Source organism: Janthinobacterium sp. SUN176 (assembly GCF_030587335.1).
GTDB classification, from domain to species: domain Bacteria; phylum Pseudomonadota; class Gammaproteobacteria; order Burkholderiales; family Burkholderiaceae_D; genus Janthinobacterium; species Janthinobacterium kumbetense.
On record NZ_JAPWIA010000002.1, the window covers coordinates 46,802 to 63,903 of the forward strand.

A 17,102-nucleotide genomic window follows, 5' to 3' on the forward strand; every position below is an offset into this window, starting at 1 on the left:
GCCATGGCGCCAGGGGCGCGGAAAAAAAAAGCCAGCTTTGTAAGCTGGCGAAAACTATTTCGTTTGGACAAAATAGCCGGAAAATCGGTGCTGTCAGCCGCGCAGGCATTGCGCTGTGCTGCAATGACTCCACTGTAGACAAAACACCGCGGCTTGACCGCTGAAATGTGACGAACTGTCGGTTTGGCGGCTTGAACGTCGATAATCCATGACCGGACGGACAGGCAGCCAGCGCCAGCGGCCAGTTCAGCGCTCCGCTTCCTGCATCCGGCCATTACGGCCGGGGCCGCCGCGCTCATTGCCCCGGTCATTGTTCCGCTCACGTGGCGGCCCGCTGCGTTCGCCCCCGCGCGCCTCCTGTGCCGGACGCGCCACAGGCGCCGGCATCGGCGGCGGCGCGGGCCGCGGCTGGGCCACGGGCGGTGGCGCAGGCATGGCAGGCGGCGGCGCCGTCTGCAGCACTTCGCGGCGGCCGCCACGCTCCCAGCGGTTGCCGTCCGGGCGCTGCACCTCGGCAGGACGCTCGATGGCAGGACGCGGCTGCGGCCGCTCGGCGCGGGGCCGCTGTTCGCCACGCCAGCCGGGGTGCGCCACCGGGTCTTGCACGGGCGGCAAGGAAGGCGCTGCCGGCATCACGGGCTGGGCCGGTATCGGCGGCTGCGGCGGCTGTGCCGGCACGGGCGGCCGGTTCGGCTGCATGGGACGCGGCGCCAGGTGCGTCTGGCCATCGTCCGTCTGCAAGCGGCCAGGGCGGTTGCCCCAGTCGCGCCGGAAACCATCTTGCTGGCGCGGCGCATCGGCGGGACGCTGCCAGTTGCCCGCCGGCGCAGGCGGCGTGCTCAAGGGCATGCTTTGCAGCACGGGCGCCGGCATGATGGTGCGGTTGCGGCGTGGCACGTCCACCGTGCGCGCGCCGCCAAAACGCTCGCCCGGCAGCATCGTCATGCCTTCACGGCGTTCGCGCTCGCCCATCACGGAACGGCGCCCGTCGGCGACGCGGTTGAGGCGGCGTTCATACTCGGCACTGCTGCGGTAGCCAGGCACGTAGCGCTCGTGCGGCGACAGGGGAAACCAGCCCACGCCCGGCTGCTGGCCGTGGCCGGTCCCGTGATTGCCGCCGACCCAGCCCACCAGGGCCGGCGCCCAGGGCACGCGGCCGCGCTCGCGGCCCGGGGCCCAGCCCCAGCGCTGGCCCAGCAGCACCCAGCGGCCGTAATGCGAGGGCGCATAGCCCCACGGCGCATTGTCGACCCAGGTCCAGCCCCACGGCGCGATCCACGTCCAGCGCCCGTCGCTGTACGGCGCCCAGCCGGCCGGTACCGTGCTGGGCAGCCACAAGGGGCCGTATTCTGCGTTGTCCTGCCAGGCGCCATAGCGGTCCAGCTCTTCATAACCGGTCGTATCGTCCGTGACATAGCGCAAGGCCGGCGCGGCGGCGGGCAAGGCTTCGGGCCAGTTGTCGAAGGCGATTCTCTGCAAGGCGCCCGTGCGCAATTCTTCGTCCGTCAATTCGGCGCGCTTGCCTGCACGCAAGGTGACGCTGCCCGTCGCGCCATCCACGTCGGCCGCGCCTTCGAGCACGCTGACGATGCTGGTGCCGGGCTGGCGCCCCGCCTCGATGCGCACCCAGCCCGGCTGGGTCAGGATCACGCGGGCCTGGGCCGTGGTCAGCTCGAAGCCGCGCAGCGCGTCGGGATTGCGCACGCGCACGCTGACCGTGCCATATCCGAGGTGCAATTTGAAACTGTCGTCATCGAGCTCGCTCACTTCCAGCTCGGAATCACCATCGAGGCGCACGGCGGCCGCACCCACGCGCAATTCCGCCAGCGCGCCGCGCAGGGTAGTCAAGCGGTTATCCGTCGTGACGGGCCAGTTCAGCAGGGCATTTTGCGCCTCGCCCTCGCCGGCGCGCACCAGCACCTGCCCTTCGACGGTGGAAATGCGCCCCACGCGGGCGGGCGGGTCTTGCGCCAGGGCCAGGGAGCACGCCGACGACAGCAGCACGGCGCACACGGTGTTCAAGAAGGGGGAAGACAGGGTCGGACGCATGGCAGCGCTCCAGGCAGGACGGACTGAGATGAAAGGTAGACAACACCCCGATTACAGTCCTATCGGGCGGGCATCGCAAGCGGGCTTACAAATGTTTGCATCTTGATCTGGCTCAGGACGCCGTCTGGCCGCCGCGCTTGACGAAGAACAGGGCCGCGCCGACGGCCATCAGCAAGCCGCCAAAGAAGCGGTTCTGCTTTTTCACGGCGCGCGCGTCGCGGAAGAAGCGCTGCATCGAGGACGCTAAAAAAGCATAGCTGTGCATGACGATCTGGTCGATCGTGCACATGGTGACGGCCAGGATCAGCAATTGCGGCAGCAGCGGAGACGTGGGGCTGATGAATTGCGGCAACACCGCCACCATGAAGATGATGCCCTTCGGATTCGTCACGTTGGTCAGGAAACCCGTCAGCACGCGCCGGCGCATGGACGGCACCACGGCGTCCGCATGCAGGTCGCCCGTCACGGCCACCTTGGCGCGCCATTGCGACAGGCCCAGGTAGATCAGGTACAAGGCGCCCACCGTCTTGACGATATTGAAGGCCACTTCGGAAGCGAGCAGCAAGGAACCGACGCCGGCGCCCGCGATGCCCAGCACCACCAGCAGGCCCAGCTGCAGGCCGAGAATCGTGGCGCTGGCCTTTTTCACCCCGTAGGACAGGCCGTGCGACATCGACAGCACGGCGCCCGAGCCGGGCGAGACGGCGATGATGGAGGCGGCGATGACAAAGGTGATCCAGGTGGCAAAGGGCATGCGGTTTCCAAAAATGGTGATGAGAGGCAATTTTAACCCGGCCCGTGCGGCCTTGCCGGCCCCGCCTGAGGTAAGATCGCGGTCACGCCTTCGCCACATCGTTCCTTGCCGTACAACCAAGAATAACATCATGAAAAACAACACTTTCCTCGCTCCACAATTTCCTGCCACCACCGTGGGAGCGCGCTGAGATGGCCGGCTCCAGCCTGCTGGCCCTGCTCGACGACATCGCCAGCATCCTCGACGACGTTTCCCTGATGACCAAGGTGGCCGCCAAGAAGACGGCCGGCGTGCTCGGTGACGACCTGGCCCTGAACGCGCAGCAAGTGGCCGGCGTGCGCGCCGAGCGCGAACTGCCCGTCGTGTGGGCCGTCGCTGTCGGTTCGCTGAAGAACAAGGCCATCCTCGTGCCCGCCGCGCTGGCCATCAGCGCGTTTGCCCCATGGGCCATCACGCCGCTGCTGATGGTGGGCGGCGCCTACCTATGCTTCGAGGGCTTCGAAAAGATCGCGCACAAATACCTGCACCCGGACGACAGCCACAAGGCCGAGCTGGCGCAGGCGCTGCGCGACCCGCAGGTCGATCTGGTGGCGCTGGAAAAGGACAAGATCAAGGGCGCCATCCGCACCGATTTCATTTTGTCGGCGGAAATCATCGTCATCGCGCTGGGCACGGTGGCCACGGCCACCTTCGCCGAGCAGGTGGCCGTCGTCGTCGGCATCGCCCTCATCATGACGGTGGGCGTGTACGGCCTGGTGGCCGGCATCGTCAAGCTCGACGACGCGGGCTTCTACCTGGCGGCGCGCAAGGGCGCGGGCGCGCTGATGGACGGCGTGCGCGGCTTTGGCCGCATGCTCGTCTCGGCGGCGCCGAAACTGATGAAGTTTCTCTCCGTGGTGGGCACCCTGGCCATGTTCATGGTGGGCGGCGGCATTTTGACGCACGGCTGGCCGTGGGCCAGCGGCATGCTGCACCACGTCGAGGAAGCCGTCGGCGGCGTGGCCGGCATCGGCCCCGTGCTGGCCGCCGTCACGCCCAGCCTGATCAACGCGGTGGCCGGCCTCATCGCCGGCGGCCTGGTGCTGGCCGGCGTCACGGCCGTGTCGGCTTTGTTGCGCATGATCAAGCCAAGCAAATAAGCTTTCTGGTCTGATGGAGCGGCAGGCGCATCCGTGCCTGCCGCCCCGGCCATGCCGGCGGCGCCCGCTGCCCATGGAGACCCTATGCATGCTTCCCCCGCCCCACGCCCCAGCAGCGCCTTTATCGGCGCCTCCTGGGCGGCATTGCTGATCGGCATCGTCACCTATCTGTCCGGCTTGTGGAACGCCACGATGGCGCTCAACGAGAAGGGCTATTACTTCACCATCCTCATGTATGGCCTGTTCGCCGCCATCTCGCTGCAGAAATCCGTGCGCGACCGCAGCGAAGGCATCGCCGTGACGGGCATCTATTTCGGCCTGTGCTGGATTTCCGTCCTGCTGGCCTTGCTGTTATTGACCGTGGGCCTGTGGAACGCCACCCTGCAAAACAGCGAAAAAGGGTTTTATGCCATGGCGTTCCTGCTCAGCCTGTTTGCTGCCGTGGCCGTGCAAAAGAATGTGCGCGACGTGGCGCGCGCCTCGGCCAGCACACCCGCCGAGCTGCCGGGAACTTAAACACCAGCGGCGCGTCTATTCCTGTATCCATGTCGGGAGAGGATGATGGGCGACCAGCAGAAACGTTTGCAGATGGCGCTGGAGGCGGCGCACATGGCGATCTGGGATTCGCGCATCGTCGCTGGCCAGGTCATCGACGGCACGGTCAGCTGGTCGGCCAAGGGCGCCACCTTGCTGGGCCTGGAAGAACGCGCGCTGACGCAGCCATTCCGCAGCTTTCTCGACTGCGTGCACGCCGGCGACCGCGACAAGGTGGTCAACGTGCTGCAGGACGGCGTGCGCCGGCGCGGCGGCTACGCCTTGCAATACCGCGTCGTCTGGCCCGACGGCAGCGAACACTGGCTGGCGGCCAAGGCGCACATCTTCCTGGATGCCGGCGGCCGGCCCGACCGTACCCTGGGCATCATCTGGGATATCACCGAGCACATGGCGCGCGAACTCATGATCGCCGAGCGCAAGGAACTGGCCGAAGTGACGCTCAGCTCCATCGGCGACGGCGTCATCACCACCGATCCGCAGGGCAAGACGCGTTACCTGAACCGGGTGGCCGAGCAGTTGACGGGCTGGAGCAACGAGCTGGCGCAGGGCCTGGACATCGGCCTGACCATGCCGCTGGCCGATGAACGCACGGGCGACGCACGCGAGCACGTGGCCATGCGCTGCCTGCAACAGCGCCAGGCCATCGGCATTTCGCCCCGCTCGCAACTGGTCACGCGCGACGGGCGGCGCATCGCCGTCGAGGAATCGGCCGCGCCCATCTGGTCGCGCGACGGCCACATCCTCGGCGCCGTGGTCGTGTTCCGCGACGTCAGCCACGAGCGCAAGCTGAGCCAGGAACTGTCGTGGCAAGCCACGCACGATACCCTGACGGGCCTGATCAACCGGCGCGAATTCGAGCACCTGGTGGCCGGTGCCCTGCGCACGGCCAAGCAGGATGGCCACGCGCATGCGCTGCTGTACCTGGACCTGGACCAGTTCAAGGTCATCAACGACACCTGCGGCCACGGCGCCGGCGACGTGCTGCTGCAGCTGCTGGCCAAGATGCTGCAGGGGCGGATGCGCGACAGCGACATCCTGGCGCGCCTGGGCGGCGACGAGCTGGGCGTGCTGCTGCCGCACTGTCCGCTCGAACATGCGCGCCTGATCGGCGAACAGCTGCGCCAGTCCGTGCGCGATTTCCGTTTCGCCTGGGACGAACGCAGCTTCGAGCTGGGCGTGAGCATCGGCATCGTGGAAATCAGCCAGGACAGCAAGTCCATGAGCGAGCTGCTGAGCGCGGCCGACCAGGCTTGCTACCTGGCCAAGGAGCAGGGCCGCAACCGTATCCATATCTATCAGGAGTCCGATGTCATGCTGGCGCAGCGGCATGGCGAAATGCTGTGGATCTCCCGCCTGAACGAAGCGTTCGCCCACGACTATTTCCGCCTGTACGCCATGCCCATCGTGCACCTGCACGACAGCCCGGAACACCACGACGAAGTGCTGATCCGCATCCGCAACAGCAAGGGCGACCTGATCTTGCCGGGCGCTTTCATCCCGGCCGCCGAACGCTACGACATGATGCTGTCCATCGACCGCTGGGTCATCCGCGCCGTCTGCGCGCATATCCAGAGCGTGCGCGACAGCCTGCCGCCGTTGGCCGCGCTGGCGGAAAGCCGGCGCCGCGCACCGGCCCTGTATTCCGTCAACCTGTCGGGCATGTCGCTGGCCGATGCCGGCTTGCACGACTACATCACCGAGCAATTCGTGGCATTCGCGATTGCGCCCGAGCAAATCTGCTTTGAAATCACGGAAACGGCCGTCATCGCCAACCTGCCCAAGGCGCAAGTGTTCATGCGCCAGCTCAAGGCCCTGGGCTGCCGCTTCTCGCTCGATGACTTCGGCAGCGGCTTTTCCTCGTTCGGCTACCTGAAAGCCCTGCCCGTCGACTATTTGAAGATCGACGGCGTCTTCGTGCGCGACATCGCCACCAATGCCATCAACCGCGCCATGGTCAAGGCCATCAATGAAGTGGGCCACGTGATGGGCCTGGAAACGGTGGCCGAATACGTGGAAGACGCAGCCACCCTGGCCGTCATCCGCGAACTGGGCATCGACTATGCGCAAGGCTACGCCGTGGGCAGCCTGCGCCCCCTGACGGCGGGTATCGATTAGCCGCTGCCGACAACCAGTGCCTTTAAAACAATGCCGCATTGCTATCGCTAAATGCGTGCAAGCACGACCAATCTTGAGGATTTTGATCTACATCAATAAATTTGCGCAGGCGACTCCTTACACTGATCTCCATTCTTGCAATCGTGCAAGTCTTACTCACCAATTGCCTATTTAACTGATCAGGAAGCCGCGACCATGCGACAAAATTTGCCAGTGACTAACCGTGAAGTCCTCGTCTTGGACGATCAGGCCATCGTGTCGAAAACGGATATGAACGGCAATATCGTGTATGTGAACCCCTACTTCAGTCAGGTCAGCGGCTTCAGCGAGGCCGAGCTGCTCGGTTCGCCCCAGAACATCGTGCGCCACCCGGACATGCCGGCCGAAGCGTTCGCCGACCTGTGGACCTCGATCCAGGCCGGCACGCCGTGGACGGGCCTGGTCAAGAACCGCTGCAAGAATGGCGATTTCTACTGGGTGCGCGCGAACGTCACCCCCATCCGCGAAGCGGGCAAGACCATCGGTTACATGTCCGTGCGCGTCAAGGCGGACAAGGACCAGGTCAAGGCCGCCGAAGAAGCCTACGCGGCCATCCGCAACAAGGAAGGCGGCAACATCGTCATCAAGAACGGGCAGATCGTGCGCCCGGGCCTGGCGCACCTGCTGCACAGCCTGACGCACATGTCGCTCAACCTGCGCATCTGGGCCGCCACCTCCATCGTCAACTGCCTGCAATTGCTGGTGTGCGTCATCAGCCTGTTCGCCAGCGGCGGCCAGATCACCAATTACGCCATCTTCGGCGCCACCCTGTTCGGTTTCCTGATCAACGTTTTCCTCTGGTACACCTTGCGCATGTCCGTGCTCAAGCCGCTGGGCAAGGCCCTGAACGGCGCGCGGGCCATTGCCGCCGGCGACCTGTCGGGCAGTTTTGAAACGGAGAGCACGGATGAAGTGGGACAACTGCTGCGCGCGCTGCAACAGATGAACAGCAACCTGATCGCCACCATCCGCGACGTGCGCATCAACGTGGAAACCATGGCCGTGGCCACCAAGCAAATCGCCGTCGGCAATATGGACTTGTCGGGCCGCACGGAATCGCAGGCGGCCAGCCTGGAAGAGACGGCCTCGAGCATCGAGGAATTCTCGTCGACGGTGAAACAGAACGCGGACAACTCGGTGCAGGCGAACGAGCTGGCCGTGGCCGCCTCGAAAGTGGCCGTGCAGGGCGGCGAGATCGTTTCCGAAGTGATCACCACCATGGACGAGATCAACACCTCGTCGAAGAAAATCGTCGACATCATCGGCTTGATCGAAGGCATCGCCTTCCAGACCAACATCCTGGCCTTGAACGCGGCCGTGGAAGCGGCCCGCGCCGGCGAGCAGGGCAGGGGCTTCGCCGTGGTGGCGGGCGAAGTGCGCAACCTGGCGCAGCGCTCGTCCGTGGCAGCCAAGGATATCAAGCAACTCATTGAAATTTCCGTCGGCAAGGTGGGCGCCGGCATGCTGCAGGTGAACCGCGCCGGCGCCACCATGGAACAGGTGGTCAGCTCCGTCAAGCAGGTGACGGCCATCATGCAGGAAATTTCCATCGCCTCGCGCGAACAGAGCATCGGCGTCGACCAGGTCAACCAGGCCATCGCCCACATGGACCAGGTGACGCAGCAGAACGCGGCCCTGGTGGAAGAAGCCGCCGCGGCCGCCACGCGCCTGGCGGAAGAAGCGGCCAGCCTGTCGCAAGCCGTGAGCCTGTTCAATTTCGGCAAGATGCCGCCACCGCGCCGCGTCGCCATGCCTGGCGGCAAGTCTGGCGCCGCAAACGCCGGCAAACCCGCCATGAAACGCCTGGCCGCCTAAACCTTTCAAGACTTTACACACATCATGCCTACACTACTCAGCAGTGCTTCCGCCGACCTGGACGCCGTCGTCGAATTCGACCCGGTCATCATCGGCAAGATGAGCCAGTCCGGCCCGCGCTACACGTCTTACCCGACCGCCGACCGTTTCAATGCGGAATTTGGCTACGGCAACTTCCTCGAAGCGCTGGCCGCCCTGCGCATGCGCGGCGGCCGCCGTCCCCTGTCGCTGTACGTGCACGTGCCGTTCTGCGACACCCTGTGCTACTACTGCGCCTGCAACAAGATCATCACGAAAGACCGCAGCAAGGCGGCCACCTACCTCAGCTATTTAAAGCAGGAAATCGCCATGCAGGGCAAGCTGTTTGCCGGCATGAACCAGATCGAGCAATTACACTTCGGCGGCGGTACGCCCACTTACCTGAGCGAAAAGCAGATGGATGAGCTGATGGCGCATTTGCGCCAGCATTTCGAGTTTGCTTCCGATGAAGACGGCGAATATTCGATCGAAATCGACCCGCGCACCGTGTCGCGCGAACGCGTGTTTTCGCTGCGCGCGCAAGGTTTTAACCGCATCAGCCTGGGCGTGCAGGATTTCGACGCCGACGTGCAAAAAGCCGTCAACCGCATCCAGCCGGAAGCGGAAACGGTGGCCATCATGCAGGCGGCGCGCGACGCCGGTTTCCGCTCGATCAGCATCGACCTGATCTACGGCTTGCCGAAGCAAAACCTGGACACCATGACGGAAACCCTGCGCAAGGTGATCAACGCCAGCCCCGACCGCATCGCCCTGTACCACTACGCGCACATGCCGCACCTGTTCAAGCCGCAGCGCCGCATCCTCGACGCGGACATGCCCGACAGCGCCACCAAGCTGGCCATGCTGGGCCTGTGCATCGCGCGCCTGACGGCCGCCGGCTATGTGTACATCGGCATGGACCATTTCGCCAAGCCAACGGACGACCTGGCCGTGGCGCAGCGCCAGGGCCGCTTGCACCGCAACTTCCAGGGCTATTCGACCCGCGCGGAGGCGGACCTGATCGCCTGCGGCGTGTCGGCCATCAGTTCCGTCGGCGCCGTGTACAGCCAGAATGAAAAGACGCTCGACGCGTACTATGAAAAGCTCGACGAAGGCGTGCTGCCGATCGCGCGCGGCATCAAGCTCGATACGGACGATTTGTTGCGCCGTATCATCATCCAGATGCTGATGTGCAATTTCGAATTGTCGATCGCCACCATCGAGCAAGCGCACCCCGTCAAATTCCGCAGCTATTTCGCCGCCGAGCTGGACAAGCTGCGCGAACTGGCGCGCGACGGCTTGCTCGTCATCGAGGAAGATTGGCTGACGGTGACGCCGAAAGGGCGCTTGTTGATCCGCAATATCTGCATGGTCTTCGACCGCTACCTGACCCTGGCGCGCGCCAACACGGCGCCGGACGCGGTGCAGCCGCTGCGCTACTCGAAAACGGTGTAGCGCCGCGCAATGAACGCCCTGAGCCTCGTGCCCATGTTCCTGGTCGGCCTGGCCGGCAGCGTGCACTGCATCGGCATGTGCGGCGGCATCGTCGGCGCGCTGTCGATCAGCGGCGGCACTGCGCCCGCCCGCCCCGTCATTGCCATCGCCGTGGCGCGCCCCGCATTGCAGACCAGCGTGCAATCGAACGTGCTGCGCGTGCTGGCCTACAACGGCGGGCGCATAGTCAGCTACATGCTGGCCGGTGCCCTGGCCGGCAGCCTGGCGGGCGCCGGCATGCTGCACCTGGCGTCCCTGCAAGTGGCCGGCTACTGGCTGGCCAACCTGATGCTCGTCGCCCTGGGCCTGTACCTGATGGATGCCTGGCGCGGCCTGGCGCACCTGGAAGCGGCCGGCAACGTGATCTGGCGCCGCGTGCGCCCCCTGTTGAAGCCGCTGATGCCGATGGATACGCCGTTCAAGGCGCTGGCCGTGGGCGGCCTGTGGGGCTGGGTGCCGTGCGGCATGGTCTACAGCGCCCTGCTGACGGCCATGATGCAAGGCTCGGCCCTGAACGGCGCGGCCGCCATGGCCGCCTTCGGCCTGGGCACCCTGCCCACCCTGCTGGGCATGGGCTTGCTGGGCACGCGCTTGCGCGCGCAGATGCAGCGCCGTCCCGTGCGCATCGCCAGCGGCTTGCTGGTGCTGGGCTTTGGCGTGCTGGGCCTGCTGCGCGCCGCCAATGGCGTGTCGCTGGGCTGGCTCGACGCCCTGTGCGTCACGGGCCATCCATGAAAAGACGCATGAAATCAAACCCATGAATGCTGTGTTAAAACCGTCCGCCTGCTTCCATTGCGGCTTGCCCGTCCCCGTTGGCTCCAGCTGGCTCGTCACCATCGACGACGTGCCGCGCGCCATGTGCTGCCCCGGCTGCGAAGCGGTGGCGCAAACCATCGTCGACATCGGCCAGAGCGCGTATTACCGCGACCGCGACGAATATGCCGTCAACGCGTTTGATGCCACCCTGGTGCCGCCCGAGCTGCGCCTGTACAGCAATGACGACGCGCAATTCGCGCGCGACGCCAGCAGTTGCGAAGCGACCCTGTCCGTCGAAGGCATCCGCTGCGCCGCCTGCGTCTGGCTGATCGAGCGTCAATTGACGCGTTTGCCCGGCGTGCAGGCGGCCAGCCTGAACGTCGCCACGGAGCGCCTGTACGTGCGCTGGAGCCGCGCCGAATGCGAACCGGGCGACATCCTGCAAGCCGTGCGCCAGGTCGGCTACACGGCCTATCCCTACGATGCCGTGCGCCATGGCGAGCGCCTGCAAAAGGCCAGCAAGACCCTGGGCCGCCAGCTGTTCGTCGCCGGCCTGTCGATGATGCAGGTGATGATGTACGTGGCGCCCGCCTACCTGGCCGAGGATGGCACGCTGGATGACAATATGGCCAGCCTGATGCGCTGGGCCAGTTTGCTGCTGACCCTGCCCGCCATCTGCTATTCGGCCATGCCCTTCTTCCAGGGCGCCTGGGCCAGTTTGCGCGCGCGCACCCTGGGCATGGACGTGCCCGTGGCGCTGGGCATCCTGGCGGCCTTCTTCGGCAGCGTGGTGGCGACCTTCACGGGCCGCGGCGAGGTGTATTACGACTCGGCCACGATGTTCATCTTCCTGCTGCTGTGCAGCCGCTATTTCGAGCTGCAGGCGCGCCGCAAGGCCGCCTCGGCGCTGGAGCGCCTGCAGCACGCCTTGCCCGCGTCCGCGTCGCTGATGGCAGGCTTCCCGGACGACCGCGCCACCACCCTGGTGCCGGCCGGCAGCCTGGCCGTCGGCGACGTGATTCTGGTCAAACCGGGCGAGGCGATCGCCGCCGACAGCGTCATCATCGAAGGCACGAGCGCGCTCGATTTATCGCTGCTGACGGGCGAGAGCGCGGCGCAACGGAGAAAAACGGGAGAACGGGTGCCGGGCGGGGCGATCAACGCCAGCGCGGCGCTCATCTTGCGCGTGCTCAAACCGGCGCGCGAAAGCACCCTGTCCGACCTGTTGAAACTGATCGAGCGGGCCGGCAGCGGCAAGCCGCAGATCGCCCAATGGGCCGACAAGGTCGCCGCCTGGTTCGTGCTGGGCCTGCTGCTGTTTGCCATCGCCGTGTTCGCCTTCTGGAGCTGGCATGACCCATCGCAAGCGTGGCCCGTGGCCATCGCCGTGCTGGTCGTGTCCTGCCCCTGCGCGCTGTCTCTCGCCACGCCGACGGCGCTGGCGGCCGCCACCGACAGCCTGCTGCGGCGCGGCGTGCTGATCGTCCAGCCGCATGTGCTGGAAACCTTGCACCGCGCCACCCACATCGTCTTCGACAAGACGGGCACCCTGACCCTGGGCCGGCCGGTGCTGCGGCAAACCGAGGGACTCGGCAGCATGGGCGAAGACGCTTGCCTGCAGGTGGCCGCCGCGCTGGAAGCGGGCAGCGCCCATCCGCTGGCGCAGGCCATCCTGGCGGCGGCAGAAGAGTTGCCAAAACAGCCGCTGCGCGCGCATGCGGAACAATTGCAAGAGGTACAAGGCCAGGGTCTGGAGGGCATCGTCGACGGCGTGCGCTACCGCCTGGGCAATGCGGCCTTTGTCGCCGCCCTCGCCGGGCCGCCGCTGGGCGACACGGCCGTCGGCATGCAGGGCATGACGCCGCTGTACCTGGGCACGCAGGGGCGCTGGCTGACGCGTTTCCTGCTCAGCGACGCGTTGCGCCCGGAAGCGGCTGACGTCGTCGCGTATTTCCACCGGCGCGGCAAGCAAGTCGTGCTGCTCAGCGGCGACCAGGAAGCGCTGACGCAAAGCGTGGCGACGGAACTGGGCATCAACACGGCGTGCGGCGAATGCCTGCCCGATGAAAAGCTCGATTTCGTCCAGCAATTGCAGGCCACGGGCGCCGTGGTGGCGATGGTCGGCGACGGCATCAACGACGCCGCCGTGCTGAGCGGCGCCGACGTGTCCTTCGCCATGGGTTCCGGCGCCGCGCTGGCGCAGGCGCATGCGGACACGGTGCTGCTGTCGAGCCAGTTGGTTTCCGTGCTCGACACGGCGAAAACGGCGGCGCGCAGCATGCGCATCATCCGCGAAAACCTGGGCTGGGCAACCCTGTACAATCTGACGGCCATCCCGGCCGCCGCGCTGGGTTTCCTCAACCCCTGGCTGTCCGGTGTCGGCATGGCTGCCAGCTCGGCCGTCGTCATCGCCAACGCCCTGCGCCTGCGGAAAGTCTAATGGAAGCTCTCTACCTCCTCATCCCCTTAAGCGTCGTGGTCGTCTTCATCGCCCTGTGGGTGTATTTCACGGCCTCGGACAGCGGCCAGTTCGACGACCTCGTCGGACCTGGCCTGCGCGTGCTGCAGGACGACGATACGCCGGCGGAAGCGGCCACCCCGCCGGCTCCTCAGCGCGAATAGCCTTGCGAGCCCGGCCGCGCATCGAAGCGCCGGCCCCACCATGGCAAGAACACGGTATTGCCGCCGCGCGCGCGGAACCACGGCTGTTCGTGGTCGACGGGCCGCACGACGGCCGGCGGCGCCACCACCAGCGCGGTCAATGTCTGCGCGTCGCTGGTGCCCGCCACCAGGACGGGCCGGCCTACGTGGTTCGCGTGGGCGATGGCCAGCGCCACGTTCGTCAGCGCCGTGCCGGCGCCCGTTTCACCCAGGAGCGCCGGCATGTTGAAGGTTTGACGATTGAAATCGAAGTCGGGCAATTGCTGCGTCAGGCTTTGCGCCAGCGGGCCAATCCGCTCTGACGAAACAGGATAGGTGCTGCCCGCATCGTGGATGACGTAGCCGATGGCGTCATCGGTCAATTGCGCATTGCGCGCGGCGGCGTCGATGGCGCCGCTCCACGCCTGCACGGCGCGCGGCGAAGCGTCCTTGCCGGCGGTGAAATCGGCGGCGCTGCGCGTGGCGGGAAAGCCCAGCCACGCCAACGGCGCGCGGTCCGTCTTATAGCTCGGGCCGGCCAGCACCAGCAAGACCATGTTTTCATTGATCTGCTCATCCTTGGGCGGATAGCTGGGCGCGTCCCAGTTCATCACCCACACCGTCTTGTCGGGGTTCGCCTGCAGATACGCCAGCCCCGCCGCCAGGGAAGCAAACCCCGCATTGGCGCCGCCCATGGTGACGCGCACGTCGGGCGGCGTGGCCGTGGTCCAGGAATCGGGGAAGGAGGGGTTGCCGATGCTGAAGGCATCGGTAATCGTTTCAACGATATATTTTCCCGCCTCGTCTGGATCAAGCCGCCCGGCCGGCAAGGCATATTCCACATGAATACCAGCCAGTTCACGGCGCGTGGATTTGTCGGTCAGCGAGTGCGCGTTGTAAAAATACTCCTGATTAGAAAAGTAAATATCATGAAACAACATAATCATTTTGTATGCATATTTTTCGTGAAAGCCTACGAATGATTCTTTTCCATTATTACCATAAGCAATCATGCCGATCGATTGCACCTTGCCAAAACGCACAGGGTTCTCTTTCACTTTGCTATCGTCCTTGTTCGGCTTGGCCAGCCCCAGCGTCCACAGCAATTGCCATTCCGTCGGGTAATCGCGCCGCTGCAGGGGATTGAGCCACTGCACGCCCACGACTTGCGCCATGTACGGCTGCGCGGGCACAGCAGGGACGACGGCGGCAGCCGGTGCCGCGACGGGCGCCTTGGTGGCGCAGGCGGAGGTCAGAAAAAGGACGGCAAGCGCCAGCACTGCCGGCATCAACAATAGTCGTTTCATCAGCAATCCTTCTTCAAGAGGTACATCGATTGGCCAGGTCTGCAATATCGACCAGAGTGCAATACCAGACGCCAGACCAAATACGACCATGCTCCAGCCCAGCCTGCGCGGTAAGGTAGCAATCAAGTTGCGCATCAGGAGGTCTCCGGGCGCTTGTACATGCGTTCATCCACAATTTCGGCTGGCATGCGCCCTGTGCTGCCATCACATCGAACCCATTCCAGCAAAGACAGTTTCATAAACTTTCCAGTAGAAAAATATTCAAGAAATATCTTGCTAAATCCGTCCTTATCCATATCCGCCGATAAGCGCCAATCAGCAGCAATCCTGAGCTCTCGCATCGCCTCCTCGCTGATATGGCACACCCCAATCGCCACGTCATACGCCAGCGCCATTTCCGCGTGCCGGGGATTGCTCAGGATGGTGGAGTGGTCGGTCGCATGCGTATCGCAGGTGGCTACCAGCTGTGCGGCGATTTCCTGCTTGCGCCAATGCAAATACTCCGGCGTGGCGGTCGACAGGTCGTCTTCCATCATCGCCTTGCCGTCATTGCCGTCGAGCTTTTCGCGGCGGGCCTTCATGCGCAGGCGGGCATGGTCTTCATAGCGCAAACCCGCCTCGGTATCGCGGTTGCCCTGCGGCGTGCCGCCCACGCTGTCATCGACATACGGGTCGCCTTCCTGGCGCGCCTTGCCGGCATGGCGGTGCGTGCCGGGCGGATCGATATCCTGGTCGAATTGTGGGCTGGGTACGCCAAAGCGCATGGCCTGCGGTGTAAAACTTTCCGGCAAGGCAGGCGCCGTCACGGGGATGCGCCAGTCGTCGGGCGGCACGGCATTGATGGGGGTCTTCAGCATCATCATGAGGGCCGACGTGGCCGCGGCCGTGCGCACGGTCGTCGCCTTGCCTGCCGCGCTGGTGCTGGCGCGCACGCCTTTATTCGGATCGTATCTGGAGATCGGCGAAGGGGGATGCCAGAATTCGGCGCTGCCCCGCGCGGGCTGGCGATAGTGGTTGCTCCAATAGTCATAATCGCCGTGCCGGCCAACGGGGAAGCCCTGCGCAAACACCCGCTGGCTGAAAACGCCGTCGCCGCGCGTGGCCTTGATCTCCTCGGCGCTCAGACCTAGCCAGCCGATGCCCTGGATGGGCGTGGCGGAAATTACCTGATCGTGCGGGTTGCAATACAGGGTGACGCGGCCGCGCGTGGTGGGCTGCGGGCCGCAGGCATAGGCGGCCCGGTCCTTCTCCAGGGTGAAATCATGGCGCACATTGGCGGCCATCTGCGCCAGCGCGGCGGACAATGGCGGCTCCTTGGCCTGGCCGCGCACGATGTCGAAGAACGCTGCCAGGGTCTGGCGGCGCGCCTTGCCGCTCTGCCGGCCGACATTGCCATCGACATCCCTGACCTGCCCCTGCAGCCAGCCTTCCGTATCGTTTCTGCGCAACAGGCTGTAGGGCGGATTGCACAAAACATAAGTATCGGCCACGCAGCGCCCGCTTTTTCCCGCCGCATCCTGCACCTTGGCCATCTTATTGCCCAGAAACGCGGCCGCCATTCCCACCATATTGCCCTGGCTGTGGCAGACCAGCGTGATGGGCGCGTCGGCCTGCTGCCGGCGGATGGCCGCCACCAGGTGCGCCAGGCGCAGCGCGGCCAGCACGAAGTAGGGGCGCGGCGGGCAGGCATACACGATGCGGTCGTTGACGGGATTCAAGTGCTCGATATGTACCCACAGGAAGAGGGCGTCCGACAAGCCCTCGCCCCACAGGTCCGGCAGCGAGGAGCAGCCATTGGCGAACGGGCCGCCGCCCCAGTAAGCGTGTTCGTTCAGGAAGACGGAATCGCCATATTTCTGCAATTCGGTGTCGCTGGCCTTGTAGCCCCATCGGAACTGGATCACGGGAGAGAAATGCGCTTGCGGCGCGACGAAGGTGCTGGCCGTGTAGTCGGGATCGACATAGCCGTCATCGCTCAGTTCGCTACGGTAGCGCACCGGCGTCAGTTGCCCGCCCTGCGCCGTGGCATGCGCCATGTGCTCGTCGCAGCGCTGCATGCGCGTGTTCAGGCCCTTGCACAGGCCGTCTTCAGCCGCGCCGTACCACTCGCCATCGGAATTGACGCCATGCACGAAGACGACGATGCCCGGCGACGGCGCCTGCAGCAGGCAGGCGAGCTTGCTGTGATCGAACAGGGTCGTGCCCTCGGCCTTGCCCACGACCAGGTCCACCTGGGCATCAAACGGATCGCGGCATTTCGGCTCTTCCATGGTGGGCTTTGGACGTGTCTGGACAAGCCACTCTAAGCCATTGCCTCCACGCACGTTTTACGCCATGTCAAGCCAGCTGTTGCAGGGATCTTGCATGGCTTTTTTGATCGAAATATCACTTTATTTCGATGCCACTTCGCTACGCTTATTT

12 protein-coding genes are annotated in these 17,102 nt (G+C 65.1%); 8 read left to right on the forward strand and 4 right to left on the reverse strand.

Annotation, left to right across the window (positions count from 1 at the left end):
- Positions 1-246: 246 nt before the first annotated feature.
- Positions 247-2,049 (reverse strand): DUF6600 domain-containing protein, encoded by a 1,803-nt coding sequence (locus tag O3299_RS19540; RefSeq protein ID WP_305063012.1) that lies wholly within the window; start codon positions 2,047-2,049, stop codon positions 247-249.
- Between the two features lie 112 nt (positions 2,050-2,161).
- Complete coding sequence (locus O3299_RS19545; protein ID WP_099666012.1) at positions 2,162-2,803, reverse strand: LysE family transporter; 642 nt, start codon at positions 2,801-2,803, stop codon at positions 2,162-2,164.
- Between the two features lie 191 nt (positions 2,804-2,994).
- On the opposite strand from O3299_RS19545, the gene O3299_RS19550 reads away from it, so the two are divergent.
- From O3299_RS19550 to ccoS, 8 genes are all read left to right on the forward strand, one after another.
- Complete coding sequence (locus O3299_RS19550) at positions 2,995-3,942, forward strand: DUF808 domain-containing protein (protein ID WP_305053628.1); 948 nt, start codon at positions 2,995-2,997, stop codon at positions 3,940-3,942.
- 84 nt (positions 3,943-4,026) lie between these two features.
- Positions 4,027-4,458, forward strand: coding sequence for an inner membrane protein YiaA (yiaA, locus tag O3299_RS19555; RefSeq protein WP_289918812.1), 432 nt, complete (start codon positions 4,027-4,029; stop codon positions 4,456-4,458).
- A 45-nt stretch (positions 4,459-4,503) separates the two neighbouring features.
- The gene (locus O3299_RS19560) at positions 4,504-6,612 is read left to right on the forward strand and encodes an EAL domain-containing protein (RefSeq protein WP_305063013.1); all 2,109 of its coding nucleotides are present in this window, start codon (positions 4,504-4,506) and stop codon (positions 6,610-6,612) included.
- A gap of 195 nt (positions 6,613-6,807) precedes the next feature.
- Entirely contained in the window at positions 6,808-8,466 is a 1,659-nt protein-coding gene (locus O3299_RS19565) for a PAS domain-containing methyl-accepting chemotaxis protein (protein ID WP_289899735.1), read from the forward strand.
- Between the two features lie 24 nt (positions 8,467-8,490).
- Entirely contained in the window at positions 8,491-9,939 is a 1,449-nt protein-coding gene (gene hemN, locus O3299_RS19570) for an oxygen-independent coproporphyrinogen III oxidase (protein WP_099666007.1), read from the forward strand.
- A 9-nt stretch (positions 9,940-9,948) separates the two neighbouring features.
- The gene (locus tag O3299_RS19575; RefSeq protein WP_305063014.1) at positions 9,949-10,713 is read left to right on the forward strand and encodes a sulfite exporter TauE/SafE family protein; all 765 of its coding nucleotides are present in this window, start codon (positions 9,949-9,951) and stop codon (positions 10,711-10,713) included.
- A 22-nt stretch (positions 10,714-10,735) separates the two neighbouring features.
- Positions 10,736-13,174 carry a heavy metal translocating P-type ATPase gene (locus tag O3299_RS19580; RefSeq protein ID WP_305053632.1) on the forward strand — a complete coding sequence of 813 codons (2,439 nt, stop codon included), beginning with the start codon at positions 10,736-10,738 and terminating at the stop codon, positions 13,172-13,174.
- Entirely contained in the window at positions 13,174-13,356 is a 183-nt protein-coding gene (gene ccoS / locus O3299_RS19585) for a cbb3-type cytochrome oxidase assembly protein CcoS (protein WP_099666004.1), read from the forward strand. The genes O3299_RS19580 and ccoS overlap by 1 nt, the downstream gene beginning before the upstream one ends.
- Here ccoS and O3299_RS19590 read toward each other — a convergent pair.
- Complete coding sequence (locus O3299_RS19590) at positions 13,344-14,816, reverse strand: virulence factor (RefSeq protein WP_305063015.1); 1,473 nt, start codon at positions 14,814-14,816, stop codon at positions 13,344-13,346. The genes ccoS and O3299_RS19590 overlap by 13 nt on opposite strands.
- On the reverse strand, positions 14,816-16,951 hold the full coding sequence (locus O3299_RS19595; protein WP_305063016.1) for a DUF3274 domain-containing protein: 2,136 nt from the start codon (positions 16,949-16,951) through the stop codon (positions 14,816-14,818). Before O3299_RS19595 ends, O3299_RS19590 begins: the two co-directional genes overlap by 1 nt.
- Positions 16,952-17,102 lie beyond the last annotated feature (151 nt).

Excerpts from the sequence above, each read along its gene's own strand:
- O3299_RS19560 (WP_305063013.1), top strand. The coding sequence starts at position 4,504 with ATGGGCGACCAGCAGAAACGTTTGCAGATGGCGCTGGAGGCGGCGCAC.
- O3299_RS19590 (WP_305063015.1), bottom strand. The coding sequence starts at position 14,816 with ATGCGCAACTTGATTGCTACCTTACCGCGCAGGCTGGGCTGGAGCATG.
- O3299_RS19550 (WP_305053628.1), top strand. The coding sequence starts at position 2,995 with ATGGCCGGCTCCAGCCTGCTGGCCCTGCTCGACGACATCGCCAGCATC.
- yiaA (WP_289918812.1), top strand. The coding sequence starts at position 4,027 with ATGCATGCTTCCCCCGCCCCACGCCCCAGCAGCGCCTTTATCGGCGCC.
- ccoS (WP_099666004.1), top strand. The coding sequence starts at position 13,174 with ATGGAAGCTCTCTACCTCCTCATCCCCTTAAGCGTCGTGGTCGTCTTC.
- O3299_RS19540 (WP_305063012.1), bottom strand. The coding sequence starts at position 2,049 with ATGCGTCCGACCCTGTCTTCCCCCTTCTTGAACACCGTGTGCGCCGTG.
- O3299_RS19565 (WP_289899735.1), top strand. The coding sequence starts at position 6,808 with ATGCGACAAAATTTGCCAGTGACTAACCGTGAAGTCCTCGTCTTGGAC.
- O3299_RS19575 (WP_305063014.1), top strand. The coding sequence starts at position 9,949 with ATGAACGCCCTGAGCCTCGTGCCCATGTTCCTGGTCGGCCTGGCCGGC.
- hemN (WP_099666007.1), top strand. The coding sequence starts at position 8,491 with ATGCCTACACTACTCAGCAGTGCTTCCGCCGACCTGGACGCCGTCGTC.
- O3299_RS19545 (WP_099666012.1), bottom strand. The coding sequence starts at position 2,803 with ATGCCCTTTGCCACCTGGATCACCTTTGTCATCGCCGCCTCCATCATC.
- O3299_RS19580 (WP_305053632.1), top strand. The coding sequence starts at position 10,736 with ATGAATGCTGTGTTAAAACCGTCCGCCTGCTTCCATTGCGGCTTGCCC.
- O3299_RS19595 (WP_305063016.1), bottom strand. The coding sequence starts at position 16,951 with ATGGAAGAGCCGAAATGCCGCGATCCGTTTGATGCCCAGGTGGACCTG.